9 protein-coding genes, 1 pseudogene and 1 riboswitch are annotated in these 16,068 nt (G+C 73.4%); of the genes and pseudogenes, 7 read left to right on the forward strand and 3 right to left on the reverse strand.

Going from position 1 to position 16,068, the window contains the following annotated elements; all coding sequences use genetic code 11:
* The first annotated feature begins 97 nt into the window (after positions 1–97).
* Positions 98–3,121: a hypothetical protein gene (locus ACRX5W_RS20035; protein WP_436789585.1), complete on the forward strand. Its 3,024-nt coding sequence runs from the start codon at positions 98–100 to the stop codon at positions 3,119–3,121.
* 130 nt (positions 3,122–3,251) lie between these two features.
* On the opposite strand, the gene ACRX5W_RS20040 is transcribed toward ACRX5W_RS20035, so the two are convergent.
* Positions 3,252–5,048 (reverse strand): protein kinase domain-containing protein, encoded by a 1,797-nt coding sequence (locus ACRX5W_RS20040; protein ID WP_436789586.1) that lies wholly within the window; start codon positions 5,046–5,048, stop codon positions 3,252–3,254.
* A 244-nt stretch (positions 5,049–5,292) separates the two neighbouring features.
* Between ACRX5W_RS20040 and ACRX5W_RS20045 the strand changes: the two genes are divergently transcribed.
* Positions 5,293–5,724, forward strand: coding sequence for a YchJ family protein (locus ACRX5W_RS20045; protein WP_436789587.1), 432 nt, complete (start codon positions 5,293–5,295; stop codon positions 5,722–5,724).
* Positions 5,725–5,952: 228 nt separating this feature from the next.
* Here the strand turns inward: ACRX5W_RS20045 and ACRX5W_RS20050 are convergent, their stop codons facing one another.
* On the reverse strand, positions 5,953–7,590 hold the full coding sequence (locus tag ACRX5W_RS20050; RefSeq protein WP_436789588.1) for an ABC-F family ATP-binding cassette domain-containing protein: 1,638 nt from the start codon (positions 7,588–7,590) through the stop codon (positions 5,953–5,955).
* A 251-nt stretch (positions 7,591–7,841) separates the two neighbouring features.
* Positions 7,842–8,432 (reverse strand): hypothetical protein, encoded by a 591-nt coding sequence (locus ACRX5W_RS20055; protein ID WP_436789589.1) that lies wholly within the window; start codon positions 8,430–8,432, stop codon positions 7,842–7,844.
* A 281-nt stretch (positions 8,433–8,713) separates the two neighbouring features.
* On the opposite strand from ACRX5W_RS20055, the gene ACRX5W_RS20060 reads away from it, so the two are divergent.
* From ACRX5W_RS20060 to cobM, 5 genes and pseudogenes are all read left to right on the forward strand, one after another.
* A complete protein-coding gene (locus ACRX5W_RS20060) occupies positions 8,714–9,913 on the forward strand; it encodes a sensor histidine kinase (protein ID WP_436789590.1) in 1,200 nt (399 codons plus the stop codon).
* A 49-nt stretch (positions 9,914–9,962) separates the two neighbouring features.
* Complete coding sequence (locus ACRX5W_RS20065; RefSeq protein WP_436789591.1) at positions 9,963–10,658, forward strand: response regulator; 696 nt, start codon at positions 9,963–9,965, stop codon at positions 10,656–10,658.
* Positions 10,659–10,798: 140 nt separating this feature from the next.
* A riboswitch (cobalamin riboswitch) is annotated at positions 10,799–10,887 on the forward strand.
* 131 nt (positions 10,888–11,018) lie between these two features.
* Positions 11,019–14,645, forward strand: a complete 3,627-nt coding sequence (gene cobN, locus ACRX5W_RS20070) for a cobaltochelatase subunit CobN (RefSeq protein WP_436789627.1) — start codon at positions 11,019–11,021, stop codon at positions 14,643–14,645.
* A gap of 19 nt (positions 14,646–14,664) precedes the next feature.
* Positions 14,665–15,264, forward strand: a pseudogene (gene cbiT / locus ACRX5W_RS20075) (precorrin-6Y C5,15-methyltransferase (decarboxylating) subunit CbiT); the annotation flags it as partial.
* Positions 15,261–16,013, forward strand: coding sequence for a precorrin-4 C(11)-methyltransferase (gene cobM, locus ACRX5W_RS20080; protein WP_436789592.1), 753 nt, complete (start codon positions 15,261–15,263; stop codon positions 16,011–16,013). The pseudogene cbiT and the gene cobM, both read left to right, overlap by 4 nt.
* Positions 16,014–16,068 lie beyond the last annotated feature (55 nt).

A 16,068-nucleotide genomic window follows, 5' to 3' on the forward strand; every position in this document is an offset into this window, starting at 1 on the left:
GCCGAACAGGGCGCCGAGACGGGCGCCTTCGAGGCGTGGACGCGGAACGGGGGACACCGCGTCCGCGCCGCGCGACCACCACGAGGGGAGAACCACCATGGCGCGCCCGCCCGACTGGAGTGCCCTGCCGCCCGGCACCGATCCCACGCCCGGCGACCCCCAGCAGGTCGAGGCGCTGGGCAAGGCATTCACCGCGCTGGCGACCCGCGCCGCGACCATCCACAACGAGACCAGCCAGATGCGCGCGGACGGCGTGATCCAGCAGTGGGTCGGCTTCTCGGCCCAGGCCTACAAGAAGCACATCGACCCGGTGCCCCCGGACGTCGCCAAGCTCCGAGACTCGTACGAGACCGCGGGCAACGCGCTGATCGCGTATGCGTCGGCGCTCACCACCGCGCAGGGAATCGCCGACCGCGCGCTCAGCGCCGCACAGACCGCGCAGACGGACAAGCGGACGGCGGAACGCGCCAAGACGACGGCCGACGCCTGGGTCACGCGCGCCACGAACCACCTGGACAGGCTGGAGAACCACAAGGCGCACAACATCCCCGAGCCGACTCCGACGGAGCTCCAGGCCGCCCGCGACGACAAAACCAACGCGCTGTCGGCGCAGACGAAGGCCGGCAACGACATCACGGCCGCCACCAACGCCCTGAACGACGCGGTCAAGAACCGCGCCACGGCCGTCACGAACCGCGACACCGCCGCGAGCACTCTGGTCACGAAGCTCCAGGAGGCGTCGAAACAAGGCATCCAGAACCTCAACTGGTTCGAGCGTGCCGCCGACTGGTTCTACGACAACGTCGTCCCGTGGCTCAAGGTCGCCGTCGCCGTCCTCGGCGTCATCGCGCTGTTCGTCAGCGGTCCCCTCGGCTGGATCGTCCTCGCCCTCGCCGCCGTGGTGCTGGTGTCGACGATCGTCCAATACGCGCGCGGCAAGGCCGGGTTGGGGGACGTCTTCATGGCCTTGTTGGACGTGATACCGGGCATGAAGAACCTCACGCTGATCGCGAAGAACGCCAAGTGGGTCACCAAGGCCGCGAGCGGGCTGACGAGGGCCGGCCGCGCGGTGCGCTCCAGCAAGGCCGGGTTCGTCGTCAAACCGGTCGCGTGGGCGGGCCGTACGACCAGGAACACGGTCGCGGCGTTCGGCAGGAACAGCAAGGTGATGCGCGGTTACAACGGCAAATGGACGGCGACCGGACGCTTCGCCAAGACCAAGGTCGCGGTCACGAAGTACAGCATGCAGTACGCCGCCAACGTCGGCACGAAGTACACCACGACCCTGTCGGCGAACTACCTCAACGGCAAGGACGTCCGCCTGTGGGACCCGGCCGCGTTCGTGAACGCCGCCGCCGGCGCGGTGGTCAGCGTGGGCGGCAAAGGCGTCGGGGACAAGATCAAGCACCGTTTGTCCACCGGTCGTTGGAAGTCCACCGAGCCCGACGCCAACGGCACGCCGCGCAACCAGCCCGACCCGTCCCGCCAGGGCACCGAGCGCCCGGCGAGCCAGCGGACCCAGGAACGGCACACCGAGCAGGCCGACACCCACCGGCAGGCCGCGGAACGCCACGAGAGGTCGGCCGAGACCAGCCGCCAGGAGGCGGACACCCACAGGCAGCAGGCCGAGAACGCGACCTCCCGCGCCGACGGCCACGACCAGACCGCACAGCAGCACCGCACCGACGCCGAGACGCACAGGCAGGACGCGAAGACCGCGGCCGAGGAGAGCAAAGCCGCCGACACGCGCGCCGACCGGCACGAGAACCAGCGGGTGGAGCACCAGAGGGCGAGCGACGAGCACCGCGCCGCCGAGCAGACCCACCGCGACGCGGCCGCGCAGCACACCAAGGACGCCGAGCGCCACGAAGGCACCGCGCACAACCGCACCGCCGACGCCGAGCGGCACACCCAGACAGCGAACGACCGCTCCCAGGACGCTCAGACCCACCGCGACGCCGCGGACCAACACCGCGGCGAGGCCCGGACCCACCGCGACACGGCCGAACAACACAACAACCGCGCGCACGACCACGAGACCAGGGCCCGCGAACTCGACGCCAAAGCCGACCGCGACCCCGCGAACGCCCAGCAGCACCGCGACGCCGCCTCGGCCGAGCGCGACGCGGGCGTCAGGGAGCGGGCCGAGGCCGACACGCACACCGCCAAGGCCCAGGACGCCGAGACCAGGGGCAGGGACGCGGAAACCCAGGCGAAGCAGGCGGAGCAGGACGTCAGGACCGCCAGGGATGCCGAGACGCAGGCCCGCGAGGACGCCAGGCAGGCCAAGGACGACGCCCAGACCTCGCGCGACCAGGCGAAGACGGAGACGGACCGGGCCGACCAGGCCAGGGACAAGGCCGACGAGGCGCAGGCCAAGGCCGACGAGGCCGCGAACCACCGCGACGACGCGAAGACCGAGGCCAAGCAGGCGGACGACGCGGCGAAGAAGTCCGAAGAGGCCGCAGCGCAATCGACACACAAGGCCGAGACCGCCGAGAAGAACGCCGCGACCGCACGCGAGGAAGCGGCCGGGTCACGCGACCAGCAGCAGACCGCCGAACGGAACGCGGAACGCTCCGAAGCCCGTCAGCAGGACGCCGAAACCCGGACCCGGATGCACGAGAACCGGGCGGCCGGGAAGGACGCGGACGGCGGCCTGCGGTACGAGAAGCCGTACCACCGCCTGCTCGACACGACCGCCGACACCCTGAACTTCCGCCGCCACTGGTACACCGGCGGACTCAACAGCATGCTGTCCAGCATGGTCGGCAAGTCGGCCGAGAACGTCTACCTCATGACCGCGCAGAACCAGGCCATGACGGCCGGATCCTTCGCGTCGAGCGTGGCGTGGAGCGGCGCGGGCGGCTTCGCGGGAGGCGCGATGCAGCAGGTCGCCATGAAGTACCAGTTGCACAACCCCGCCTTCACCGGCCCGGGGTTCCGCAACCCGCCGGGCGACCACGCCTTCCAACTGCGCCCCAACTCGCCCGGCTGGCAGCACTCGACGACCATCGAGATCGCCACGAAGCGCGTGGGCAAGGTGCTTCCCGAGGCGCACATCCTGGCGCAGGACCTGTGGACGAACGCCACCGACTGGCCCCTCAGCCCGGCGCCGTAGGGCCTGTCTTCGAACTAGCGTCGCGCGGACCGCGTCGTCCGGTGCCGTGCGGCCAGGCCAGGCCAGGCCTGGCGTGCGGCCGCGGCGGCTGTTCGAGGACAGGCCCCGGGCGCCCCGACTCCTCGGGGGATCAGGCGGGTTGCTCCGCTCCGCCCGCCTCGCGCGCTACATGCGCGGGCGCGTGGGAAATGAACCGCCGCGGAGTTCGACCCGCGTCCTCGGCGCCTGCGGCGATCGATCCCGGAACCGCCCAGGTCGCCGGTGCGGCCGTTGTCGTTCCCGATGGACCGGGGGCGGCGGGGAGCGTGCCGGCGGCGCTCGGCAGGCCGGTGGTCGGTGTCGGCCCCGAACTCCCCGGCCCCGTGGAAGGAGTGCCGCTCGGGCGCGCGGGGCACACCTGCGCGGCGGGCGCCAGGCCAAGAGTGTTGTCGGGCAGGCGCACCAGCGTGGTGACCGTGTAGCAGACGGGGCCGGTCGGCGTGAGCCCGGCGCGCGGCAGCGTGAACACCGCGTTCGTCATGGTCGACGGGGTGTTCCTGCGGTCGACCGCGGACCCCTGCGCGTCCTGGGCGAGCACCAGGTAGCCGGCCACCTGGGCCTGCGCCGCCGCGTCCGCCGGAGGCTGCCATGCCACCTGCACGCTGTCCCCGAAGGCCACGGTCGTGACGTCGCGCGGCGCGTACTGCGAGCCCTCAGACGGCGTCAACAACCTTGCGGGGCCGCCCGGTCCGCTCGCGCCGGGCGGGGCGCTCGGCGAACTCCCCGCCGCGGGGGCCTTCTTCCCGCCTCCGTCGTCCATCCGGACGATCGCCCACGCCCCGCCCGCGAACAACAGCGCGCCGGCGACGGCCATCGCGATCAGCCAGCGCCGCCGTCGGCGCTGCCGGGCCTCGTGCTCGGGGTCGTCCTCCTCGTCCTCGTAGGGCTCTTCGGGAGGATCGGGCTGCAACAGCGGGTCCGGCTCGTCCGGTTCCGGGTCGAGGCGCGGAACGCGATCCGCCACGGTCGCCGGCGCCAACGCGCACAACGCGCCGTGCACTTCCGCGACTGATGGCCGGTCGGCGGGATTCGGGGCGAGCATGCGCCGCAGCAGCGCAGCCAACTGCGGCGGCAACGGCCCCCCGCGCGGTGTCGCGACCCGGCCCTGCGCCAACGCCCGGTACGCCGCCTCGACTTCGTCCGGTGGGGCGACCAGCGGCGCTAGTGCGGGGTCCGCGCCGATGGGCTCGGGCGGCAGGGTGAGCGACGCGCCCGCGACGGGCCGTCCGGGACGCTGATCCCCGGAACCGTCCAGCAGCGCATACATCGTGGCCCCCAGCATCGCCACGTCGCACGCCGGGCCGGGGGGCTCCCAGCCGGTCAACTCCCGGGGCGCGTAAGCCGGATCGTAGGAGCGCCGGATGCCGGGTGCGGCTCGTTCCACCGCGCGGGCGACCCCGTGCCCCGACAGGTACACCTCGCCGTCCGTGCCGCGCAGCAGCGCTCCGGGCCGAACGTCCAGGTGCAGCACGCCTCGCCGGTGCGCGGCGCGCAGCGACAGCGCGGCGCGGATGCCCGCAAGCACGACTTCGTCGACGGGGACCGGTTCGTCGGCGGGGAACGCGCCGCCGGGGTACCAGTCCATCACCAGGCAGCAGTCGCCGTCCCCGGTACCGACGACGTCGCGGACCAGCGCGGTGCAAGGATGCCGCGCGGCGGCTGCGGCGGCCAGTAACTCCGTGTGGAAACGCGCGCGTTCGGCGGGCGCGGCGGGCCGGGGCCGCAGCACGACCAACACGGTCTCGCGATCGCCGGCGGCCGGCTCGCGGCACAGCAGGGTCATGCCGTAGACGCCCGTGCCGAGCACGCGGACCGGCTCGTAACCGTCGGGAGGCCGGACCGCGAGGGAGTCGGTTGGAGACCAGGCGGCGACCTCGGACCCCCGCACGCGTTCTCCACCCCCACAAGTCCGTCCACCCGACTCGGCTATCCACGCATCCCCGGGTGTCCTCGGGGTGAACACCGCAGGGCGCGGGGGCGACGATCGGGAGCTTCACCGAAAGCCCCGCCAGGCGAGGCCGGGCCTCGCGAAGGCGGTGTGCACGTGGCGCCGGCGCGGGGCTGCGCCCGCCTGCCCGTTACGACGATGAGCCGTTTCCTGTCCGCCCGCGCGCGACGCGATAATCGCGACCATGTCGCGACGCAAGACCGCCCGCCCGCAAGACCGCTCCGCCCGGCCCGTTCTCGACCCGGCGGGGCCGTGCCCGTGCGGCCTGGACGCCTCGTACGCGGACTGCTGCGGGCGCTTCCACCGCGGCGAGGCCGCCGCGGCCACGGCCGAGCGGCTGATGCGGTCGAGGTACTCGGCGTTCGCGGTCGGTGACGAGGCGTACCTCCTGGCGACGTGGCATCCCGGGACGCGGCCCGCGCGGCTCGGACTGGATCCGCGCACGCGCTGGACGGGGCTCGATGTGCTGGCCACGACCGACGGGGGCGTGTTCCACCAGGAGGGGACCGTCACCTTCCGCGCGCACTACCGCGAGGGCGGAAGGGACGCGGTGCTGGAGGAGCACAGCACGTTCGCGCGCGTCGACGGGGCGTGGGTCTACGTCGAAGCCGTCTGAACGCGGCCGCGCCGTCGGCCGCCGCCCACCCCGGTGGCGCCGACTCTGGCAGGAGGCAGCCCGCGTTCGCCGGCGCGCGCGTTCGCTCACGCGCCCCGAAACCGGGTGGCGGCGGCTCGGGCACGGGATGCCGGCGGATGCCGGCGCGCGTTCGCTCACGCGTTCCGAAACCGGGGGCGGGCGCTCCCTCGGGCACGGGGAAGCATGCGGACGCGCCCGCCACGGACGTCACTCGTCCCTGACGCGCCCGTCCGCGACGGTGATCCGGCGGTTGGTCGCGACCGCCTCCAACATCCGGCGGTCGTGGGTGACCAGCAGCAGCGTGCCGTTGTACGACGCCAGAGCCGATTCGAGCTGTTCGATCGCCGGCAGGTCGAGGTGGTTGGTCGGCTCGTCCAGCACCAGCAGGTTGACCCCGCGCGCCTGGAGCAACGCCAGTGCCGCGCGCGTGCGTTCGCCCGGTGACAGCGTCGCCGCCGGGCGCAGGACGTGCCCGGCTCCCAGGCCGAACTTCGCCAGCAGCGTCCGCACGTCGCCGGGAACCATGTCGGGTACCGCCGCGCCGAACGCGCCCAGCAGCGCGTCGTCGCCGTCGAAGAGGCCGCGTGCCTGGTCGATCTCGCCGACGACGACGCCCGGCCCGAGCGCGGCCTGTCCCTCGGCGAGGGAGATCCGGCCGAGCAGAGCGCCGAGCAGCGTCGTCTTGCCGGAACCGTTGGGGCCGGTGATGGCGACGCGGTCGCCCCAGTCGATCTGGAGGTCGGCGGGGCCGAACGTGAAGCCGCCGCGCCGCACGACCGCGCCGCGCAGGGTCGCGACCACCGCGCCCGCCCTCGGCGCCGCGGCGATCTCCATGCGCAGCTCCCACTCCTTGCGGGGTTCCTCGACCACCTCCAGGCGTTCGATCATCCGCTCGGTCTGGCGGGCCTTGGCGGCCTGCTTCTCGCTCGCCTCGGAGCGGAACTTGCGCCCGATCTTGTCGTTGTCGGTGGCCTTGCGCCGGGCGTTCTTGACGCCTTTGTCCATCCACGCGCGCTGCGTGCGGCCGCGTTCTTCGAGGGCCGCCCTGGTGTCGGCGTACTCCTCGTATTCCTCCCGCGCGTGGCGGCGCGCGACCTCGCGTTCGTGCAGGTACGCCGCGTACCCGCCGCCGTACGAGCGGACCTGCCGTTGGGCGAGGTCGAGCTCGACGACGCGGTTGACGGTACGCGTCAGGAACTCGCGGTCGTGGCTGATCACGATCGTCCCGGCGCGCAGCCCGGTGACGAACTTCTCCAGGCGGTCCAGGCCGTCCAGGTCCAGGTCGTTGGTCGGCTCGTCCAGCAGGAACACGTCGTACCGGCTGAGCAGCAGCGAGGCGAGCCCCGCACGGGCGGCCTGGCCGCCGGACAGCGACGTCATGGGCTGGTCGAGTCCGACGGTCAGCCCGAGGTCGGCGGCGACCGCCTCGGCGCGTTCGTCCAGGTCGGCGCCGCCGAGGCCGAGCCAGCGCTCCAGCGCGACCGCGTACTCGTCGTCGGCGCCCGCACGGCCCTCGACCAGGCCCTCGGTGGCGCTGTCGAGGGCGGCCTGCGCGGCGGTGACGCCGGTCCGGCGGCCGAGGAACGCGCGTACGGTCTCGCCCTCCCGTCGCTCGGGTTCCTGCGGCAGGTGTCCGACCGTCGCCGTCGGCGGGCTCACATGGATCGAACCGCCCTCGGGCGCGTCCAATCCGGCGAGCACGCGCAGCAACGTCGACTTCCCGGCACCGTTCGCCCCGACCAGGCCGACCACGTCGCCCGGTGCGACCACCAGGTCCAGCGCGGAGAACAGCACCCGGTCCCCGTGCCCGGCGGCGAGGTCCTTGACGACGATCGTGGCGCTCATGGGCACGTGATCGTATCGGCAGACCGCACAGCGGCTCGCCCGCGTCGCGCACGGCGGCGGGGGGGGGGGGGGGGGGGGGGGGGGGGGGGGGAGGGNGACGATCGTGGCGCTCATGGGCACGTGATCGTATCGGCAGACCGCACAGCGGCTCGCCCGCGTCGCGCACGGCGGCGGAACGGCGGAACCGGGGAGGACAAGGCACCCGGTGCCCGGTCCTCCCCGGTTCCGCCGTTCCGGCTCGCCCGCGCCGCCTACCTGCGCCCGCCCAAGTACTCCTTGACACGCGGGTCACTCCGGGACGAGTCGGAGGCCGGGGGTTCCTTGGGCCACACGCTGTAGGTCAGCGCGATGATCGCGTTGATTCCGACGATCATGCCCATGCGCCCCTGCCACGCGCTCAGTTGGTCGGTGCGCGACGCGTCGTCCACCCACCAGACCGCCAGTTGCAGCAGCCCCGCGGCGATGCCGCCGGCCAGCGCGGTCATGCCGGCGATCCGCCACTCGTGCGCCGCGCGGGCCACACCGTACTTCGGCGGTTTCACCGGCGCCGGGCCGCCCGCGAACCGGTGTGCGAACCGGACGTCGGCCCACTTGACCAGGTAGTGGCCGTACGCGACGGAGAAGCCGATGTACGCCGCCGACAAACCGTGCTTGAAGTCCGCCGTCGCGCCGCCGCGCAGGTCCATCACCGTCGCCACGAGCAGCACCACGTCCACCAGCGGCACCGCCACCAGAAGCGCGGTGCTCGTCCGGCGCATGCGGAACACATAGCGGGCGCTCAACGCGAGGCCGAGGATGACCCAGAACGCGACCTCGCACGCGATGATCAGGCCGATCAGCATGACGCCTCCCTCGGGGTTGCCGGTTCGTCGCGGTGTCCGGCGGGAGCCTCGTGCTCCAGGGCCCCCGCCGTCGCTTCCAGGCTCCCGGCTCACGGCCCTCGGATCGTCGTCGGCGCCGACGATCGGCCGCTGCATACTTCGATGTACGCCGCCTCCGCACGGACACGACCCGGTGGGGACGGCACGGCGTAGCCGACCGTGGTGCGATGGACCCCGGCGCACCTTCGAGCCACCCCGATGCGCCGCCGACCCACCCCGACGACCGGCACGAAAGGCGGGGCATGGCACGCAGACGCCCCCACCCGCACGACTACGCGATCGCCGCCGCAGGGCTGGTCAGCGGGATCGTGCTGCTCCTCGTGGACCTCATCGCCGACTACGGCGACCTGCCCGACGAGTGGACCCTGCTGCCCCTGGCCCTGATGACCGTGGCCGAAGTGCTGCGCCGCGTCGCGCAGAAGACCGCGCTCGCCGTCGCCCTCGTCGCGCTGGTCGGCGACCAGTTCCTGGGCTCCAACGTCGCCACGATCGTGATGTTCACCGACGTCGTCTACGCCGCGACGCTGTACGGGCCCGAACGCCTTGCCCGCCGCCTCGCCCCCGCCGCGGTCGTCGCCACCGTCGTCGCGACCGTCGTCGCCGTGGGACTGGCGCGCGACGCCAAAGGCCTCATCGTCGGTGTCTTCGCGGGCCTGGTCACGCTCACGCCGTGGTGGACCGGCTGGACCATCCGCACCCACCGCGAGGAGGCCGCCGCCGAACGGCTGCGGGCCGAACAGACCGCGCTGCTGGCCGAGTTGGACCGACGTGCCGCCGTGGAGCAGGAACGCGCCCGGATGGCACGCGAGTTGCACGACGTGGTGGCGAACCACCTGTCCGCGATCGCGATCCACTCGACGGCGGCGATGTCCGTCGCGAAAGGCGATCCGGAGGCCACGGCACGAGCGCTGGCGGTGATCCGGGAGAGCAGTGTGCAGGGGCTCGCCGAGATGCGTCGCCTGATCGGGCTGCTGCGCAACAGCGGGGGCGGCGAGGCGGCGGCGGGTGAGGGGTCGGAGGCCGCCGTACCGCGCCTGGACTCGCTCGACGCGCTGATCGCCCGCGCTTCGCGCAGCGGCGCCGACAACGGGCTGCGGTTCGCCCTGGACGACCGCAGGCCGCGCGACGAGACGTTGCCGGCGCCGGTCGAGCTCGCGGCGTTCCGGATCGTGCAGGAGTCCTTGACGAACGTGCTCAAGCACGCCGCCCCGGGGACGGTGACGGTACGCCTGGACCGGTCGGCGACGGCACTGCTGGTCGTGGTGGACAGCCCGTACGCCCCCGATCCCGAAGGCCCCCGCGCGCCGGGGGCCGGGGCGGGACTGGTCGGCATGCGCGAGCGCGCCTCGTTGCTGGGCGGCACCTTCGACGCCGGCCCACGGGCCGTCGCGAACGCCTGGCGCGTCCGCGCCGAACTGCCGCTGTGCGACGCCGAGGAATGACCGCGCGACCGCGCGAGACCTGCCGAACCGACGAGAGAGGGAACACCAAGTGCCCACCGACACCCCCGCGATCCGCATCGTCGTCGCCGAGGACCAGGCCGCGGTACGCGCCGGGCTGGTCATGATCCTCGGGGCGGCACCGGGCATGGAGGTCGTCGGCGAGGCCGCGGACGGCGAGGAGGCCGTCCGCCTCGCACGCGAACTGCGCCCCGACGTCGTGCTCATGGACGTGCAGATGCCGCGCATGGACGGCGTCGCCGCGACCCGCGAGGTGGTCCGCGAAGGGCTCGCGGACGTGCTGGTCCTCACCACGTTCGACCTCGACGAGTACGTGTTCGGCGCGCTGCGCGCGGGCGCCTCGGGCTTCCTGCTCAAGGACTCCGACGCGGAAGCGCTGACCGGCGCCGTGCGGCTGGTCGCCCGCGGCGAGGGCATCATCGCCCCGGCGGTCACCCGCCGCCTGATCGCCGCCTTCGCGTCCGGCCCCGGGACGACGGCCGGCCGCCCGCACCAGGAAGCGCTCGCCGCCGTGCGGTCGCTGACGCCGCGTGAGCGGGAGGTGCTGGTGTGCCTGGGCCGCGGCATGTCGAACCAGGCGATCGCCGAGCATCTCGCGATGGCCGAGGCGACGACGAAGACGCATGTCAGCCGCATCCTCCCGAAGCTCGGCGTGCGCAGCCGCGCCCAAGCGGCGGTATTGGCCCACGAGTTGGGCCTGGTCGACGGCCGCGACGCGGACGTCTGACGGTCGGCGCGCCCGCCGGACACCGGCTTGGTCGTCCCGCCCGACGTCGCGCACGCCACACCGCCGTCACTTGCCCTGCGTCGCCGCGCTGCGCGAAGCTGTCCCCGCACCGACCACCGTCGGTGCGGGGAGGGCGTGGCCAGGAACCCGGTGCAAGTCCGGGACGGTCCCGCCACTGTGACCGCGCGTCGCCGCCCGCAAGGGGCGACGTGTCGGAAGTCAGGAACTGCGCGTCCGCCCCGTTGTCCGATGGGGCGAGGACCCCGGAGAGGCGCGCACCGTGACGACGCCGTCGTGCCCGCAGCCACCCGCCGCCACCCGCGCGTGCGCACCCGCATCCCGCCGCCCGGGGGTGGCCCGGTGATTCTGTTCCTCTCCACCTCCGACACGGACCTGCTGAGCGCCAAGGCCAGTGCGGGCGACTGGCGGCTCGCCAACCCGGCCCGTACGTCCGTCGACGACCTGCCCGAACTCCTCGACGGCACCGATCTGGTCGTCGTACGCCTCCTCGGCGGACGCCGCGCGTGGGAGCAAGGCCTCGACGCGCTGCTCGCCGGCCCGCGCCCGGTCGTGGTCGTCTCCGGCGAACAGGTCGCCGACGCCGCGCTCATGGAACTCGCCACCGTGCCCGCCGGGGTCAGCGCCCAGGCGCACACCTACCTCGCGCACGGCGGCGCCGAAAACCTGACGAACCTCTACCGGTTCCTGTCCGACACTCTCCTGCTCACCGGGCACGGCTTCGACCCGCCCGTCGAGGTCCCCGCCTGGGGCCGCCTCGACCGGCCCACGCGCAACCCGGACGCGCCCGGCGTCGGCGTGCTCTACTACCGCGCCCACCACCTCGCGGGGAACACCGCGTTCGTCTCCGCGCTGTGCGACGCCATCGAGGACGCGGGCGGCCGGCCCGTCCCCATCTGGTGCGCGTCGCTGCGGGGCGCCGAGCCGTCGCTGTTCGAGGCGCTGGCCGAGGTCGACGCGCTGCTGGTGACCGTGCTCGCCTCGGGCGGCACCCGCCCCGCCGAGGTGTCCGCGGGCGGCGACGACGAGGCATGGGACGTCGGCGCGCTCGCCGATCTCGACATCACCGTCCTCCAGGCCCTCAGCCTCACCACCAGCCGCGCCGAATGGGAGGCCGGCGACACCGGCCTGTCGCCGATGGACGCCGCCACCCAGGTCGCCGTGCCCGAGTTCGACGGGCGCCTGATCACCGTGCCGTTCTCGTTCAAGGAGACCGGCGCCGACGGGCTCACCTACTACGCAGCCGACCCCGAACGGGCCGCGCGCGTCGCCGGCATCGCGGTACGCCACGCCCAACTGCGGCGTGTGCCGGCCGCCGAGCGCCGCATCGGCGTCGTGCTGTCCGCGTACCCGACCAAGCACGCCCGCATCGGCAACGCCGTCGGCCTCGACACGCCCGCCAGCGCGGTCGCGCTGCTGCGCGCGATGCGCGAAGCCGGGTACGACGTCGGCCCGGTCGACGGGCCCGACGCGCTGCCCGGCCTCGAACCGGCCGACGGCGACGCGCTGATCCACGCCCTGATCGCCGCGGGCGGCCAGGACCCCGAATGGCTGACCGAGGGGCAGCTCGAAGGCAACCCCGTGCGCATCAGCGCCGCCGAATACCGCGAGCGCTACGCCCGGCTGCCGGTCGGCCTGCGCGCGAACATCGAGGAGCACTGGGGGCCGCCGCCCGGCGAACTCTACGTCGACCACTCGCGCGACCCCGACGGCGAGATCGTCCTCGCCGCCCTGCGCGCCGGCAACATCGTCATGATCATCCAGCCGCCGCGCGGCTTCGGCGAGAACCCCGTCGCGATCTACCACGACCCCGACCTGCCGCCCAGCCACCACTATCTGGCGGCGTACTGGTGGCTGGACGCGGCCCGCGTGGACGGCGGCTTCGGCGCGAACGCCCTGGTCCACCTGGGCAAGCACGGCACGCTGGAGTGGCTGCCGGGCAAGAACCTCGGCCTGTCCGCCGAATGCGGGCCCGACGCCGTGCTCGGCGACCTGCCGCTCATCTACCCCTTCCTGGTCAACGACCCGGGCGAAGGGGCCCAGGCCAAGCGGCGCGCCCACGCGGTCATCGTGGACCACCTGGTGCCGCCCATGGCACGCGCCGAGACCTACGGTGACCTCACGCGCCTCGAACAACTCCTCGACGAGTACGCCAACGTCTCCGCACTCGACCCCGCCAAGGCCCCCGCCGTGCAGGCGCAGATCTGGACGCTCGTGCAGGCCGCCCGCCTCGACCACGACCTCGGCATCGGAGACCGGCCGCACGAGGCCGAGTTCGACGACTTCCTGCTGCACCTCGACGGCTGGCTGTGCGAGGTCAAGGACGCGCAGATCCGCGAGGGCCTGCACGTGCTCGGCACCGCACCCTCCGGGGAGGGCCGGGTCAACCTCGTCACCGCGATGCTGAGGGCCCGCCAGGTCTGGGGCGGTCGGACCGCCGCGCTGCCCGGACTGCGCGAAGCCCTCGGCCTCGTGGAAGGCGGCAGCGCCGGCCGCCGCGAGACCGACGACGCCGAAGCCCGTGCCCACGCGCTCGTCGCCGCGATGGAGGCGCGCGGGTGGGACCCGGGTGCGGCGCCGTCCGTGTGCGAGGAGGTGCTGGGCACCGCGGCCCCCGCCGTCGCCGAGGTGCTGGCGTTCGCCGCCACCGAGGTCGTGCCGCGCCTCGACCGCACCGGCGACGAAATCGGCGCCGTGCTGCACGCGCTGGACGGCGGGTACGTGCCCGCCGGCCCGTCCGGGTCGCCGCTGCGCGGGCTGGTCAACGTCCTGCCGACCGGCCGCAACTTCTACACCGTCGACCCGAAGGCCGTGCCCAGCCGTCTCGCGTGGGAGACCGGCCAGGCCCTCGCCGAATCCCTCTTGGCGAAGTACCGAGCGGACAACGGCGATTGGCCGCGCTCGGTGGGACTCTCGGTGTGGGGGACCAGCGCGATGCGCACCAGCGGCGACGACGTCGGCGAGGTGTTGGCGTTGCTCGGCGTCCGGCCCGTGTGGGACGACGCGTCGCGCCGCGTGACCGGTCTCGAAGCCGTGCCGCTCGCCGAACTCGGGCGCCCGCGCGTTGATGTGACGGTTCGGATCTCCGGCTTCTTCCGCGACGCGTTCCCGCACGTCGTGGTCCTCCTCGACGACGCAGTCCGGCTGGCCGCCGGATTGGACGAGCCCGACGACCAGAACTTCGTCCGCGCCCACGTGCGTGCGGACGTTGCCGCACACGGCGACGAACGCCGCGCCACGACACGGGTGTTCGGATCACGGCCGGGAGCGTACGGGGCCGGGCTGCTGCCGCTCATCGACGCACGTACCTGGCGCGACGACGCCGACCTCGCCGAGGTCTACGCGACGTGGGGCGGCTACGCCTACGGGCGGGGCCTGGACGGGGTGTTCGCGCGCGAGGACATGGAAGGCGCCTACCGCCGCATCGCCGTCGCCGCGAAGAACACCGACACCCGCGAGCACGACATCGCCGACTCCGACGACTACTTCCAGTACCACGGCGGCATGGTCGCCGCCGTGCGCGCGCTGACCGGCACCGCGCCGGCCGCGTACATCGGCGACTCGACCATGCCCGACGCGGTACGCACCCGCACCCTCGCGCAGGAGACCGCCCGCGTCTTCCGCGCCCGCGTGGTCAACCCGCGCTGGATCGAGGCGATGCGCCGACACGGCTACAAGGGCGCGTTCGAACTCGCGGCGACCGTCGACTACTTGTTCGGCTACGACGCGACCACCGGCGTCGTACAGGACTGGATGTACGAGAAACTCGCCGCCGAGTACGTGCTCGACCCCGCCAACCGCGACTTCATGCGCACCTCCAACCCGTGGGCGCTGCGCGGCATCGCGGAACGCCTCCTGGAGGCCGCCGACCGAGGACTGTGGGCGGAACCCGAGGCGGCGACCCTGGACGGGCTGCGCGAGGCGTACCTCGAAGTCGAAGGCGACCTCGAAGGCGGCGAGGATGTCTGACCGGGCGGCGTCGGCGGTCGCCGTTCCCGGCCTGCCCGACGCGGCGTACGAGCACGACGGCCAGCTCACCAAATGGGAGACCCGCGCCGTCACCCTCGCCGCGCTCGCCCCGCGCCCCGGCCAACTCCTGTGGGACATCGGCGCGGGCAGCGGCAGCATCGGCATCGAATGGTCCCGCGCCCACGCGACCTGCCGCGCCGTCGCCGTCGAGGCCGACGCGGAGCGCGCCGAGCGGATTCGCGGGAACGCCCGCGCCCTTGGCGTGCCCGGCCTCCACGTCGTCCTCGGCTCGGCACCCGGCGTCCTCGACGAACTCGCCGGAACCGGCGCCCCCGACGCGGTCTTCATCGGCGGCGGACTGACCGTCCCCGGTGTCGTGGAGTGCTGCTGGTCCGCGCTGCGCCCGGGAGGGCGGCTGGTCGCGAACGCGGTCACCGCCGAGACCGAAGCCGACGTGGTCCGGCACCGCGCCGTGCTGGGCGGTGAATTGACGCGGATTCAGATCAGCCGGTCGGCTCCGGTCGGCCGCTTCACCGGCTGGCGCGCGCTCATGCCGGTGACGCAGTGGACCGTCGTCAAGAACACCCGGAACGCCACGGCGACGGGAGCCACCGCATGACCGTGCATTTCGTCGGTGCGGGTCCAGGGGCCGCCGACCTGATCACCGTGCGCGGCCTCCGGCTCATCGAGTCCGCGGCCGTCTGCCTCTACGCCGGCGCCATCGTCCCGCGCGAACTCCTCGACGCCGCACCGGCGGACGCGCGGCTCGTCGACACCGCGAACCTCACCCTCGACGAGATCGTCGCCGAATTCGAGACTGCGCACCGCGCCGGGCACGACGTCGTGCGCCTCCACTCCGGCGACACGTCCTTCTACAGCGCGATCGGCGAACAGACCCGCCGCCTCGACGCGTTGGGCATCGACTACGACATCACCCCGGGCGTCCCCGCGTTCGCCGCCGCGGCGGCGACGCTCGGCCGCGAGCTCACCCTCCCCGGCATCGGCCAAACCGTCGTCCTGACACGCGTCTCCAACAACTCGACCGCGATGCCGCCGGGCGAAGACCTCGCCACCCTCGGCCAATCGCGTGCCCTGCTGGTCCTCCACCTGGCGGTACGCGAAACCGACCGCGTGGTCGAGGAGTTGGCTCCGATCTACGGCCCCGACTGCCCGGTGGCGGTGGTGGCGCGCGCCTCACGCCCCGACGAACTCGTCGTACGCGGACGCCTCGCCGACCTCACCGCACTGGTCAGGGACAACGGCATCAAGGCCGTCGCGGTCATCATGATCGGCCGCGTCCTCGCCGACAACGAACCGGGCTTCTGCGAAAGCCACTTGTACTCACCGACCCGCGAGCGCGGACGGTAGGCGACGGGCGGCCTGGCCGTCACGACCGTCGTGACATGACTCCTCTCGGGATAAG

This window comes from Yinghuangia sp. YIM S10712 (assembly GCF_051388935.1).
Classification (GTDB): domain Bacteria; phylum Actinomycetota; class Actinomycetes; order Streptomycetales; family Streptomycetaceae; genus Yinghuangia.

Coding starts and splice junctions, on each gene's coding strand:
- ACRX5W_RS20060 (WP_436789590.1), top strand. CDS start 8,714: ATGGCACGCAGACGCCCCCACCCGCACGACTACGCGATCGCCGCCGCA.
- ACRX5W_RS20045 (WP_436789587.1), top strand. CDS start 5,293: ATGTCGCGACGCAAGACCGCCCGCCCGCAAGACCGCTCCGCCCGGCCC.
- cobM (WP_436789592.1), top strand. CDS start 15,261: ATGACCGTGCATTTCGTCGGTGCGGGTCCAGGGGCCGCCGACCTGATC.
- ACRX5W_RS20035 (WP_436789585.1), top strand. CDS start 98: ATGGCGCGCCCGCCCGACTGGAGTGCCCTGCCGCCCGGCACCGATCCC.
- ACRX5W_RS20050 (WP_436789588.1), bottom strand. CDS start 7,590: ATGAGCGCCACGATCGTCGTCAAGGACCTCGCCGCCGGGCACGGGGAC.
- ACRX5W_RS20055 (WP_436789589.1), bottom strand. CDS start 8,432: ATGCTGATCGGCCTGATCATCGCGTGCGAGGTCGCGTTCTGGGTCATC.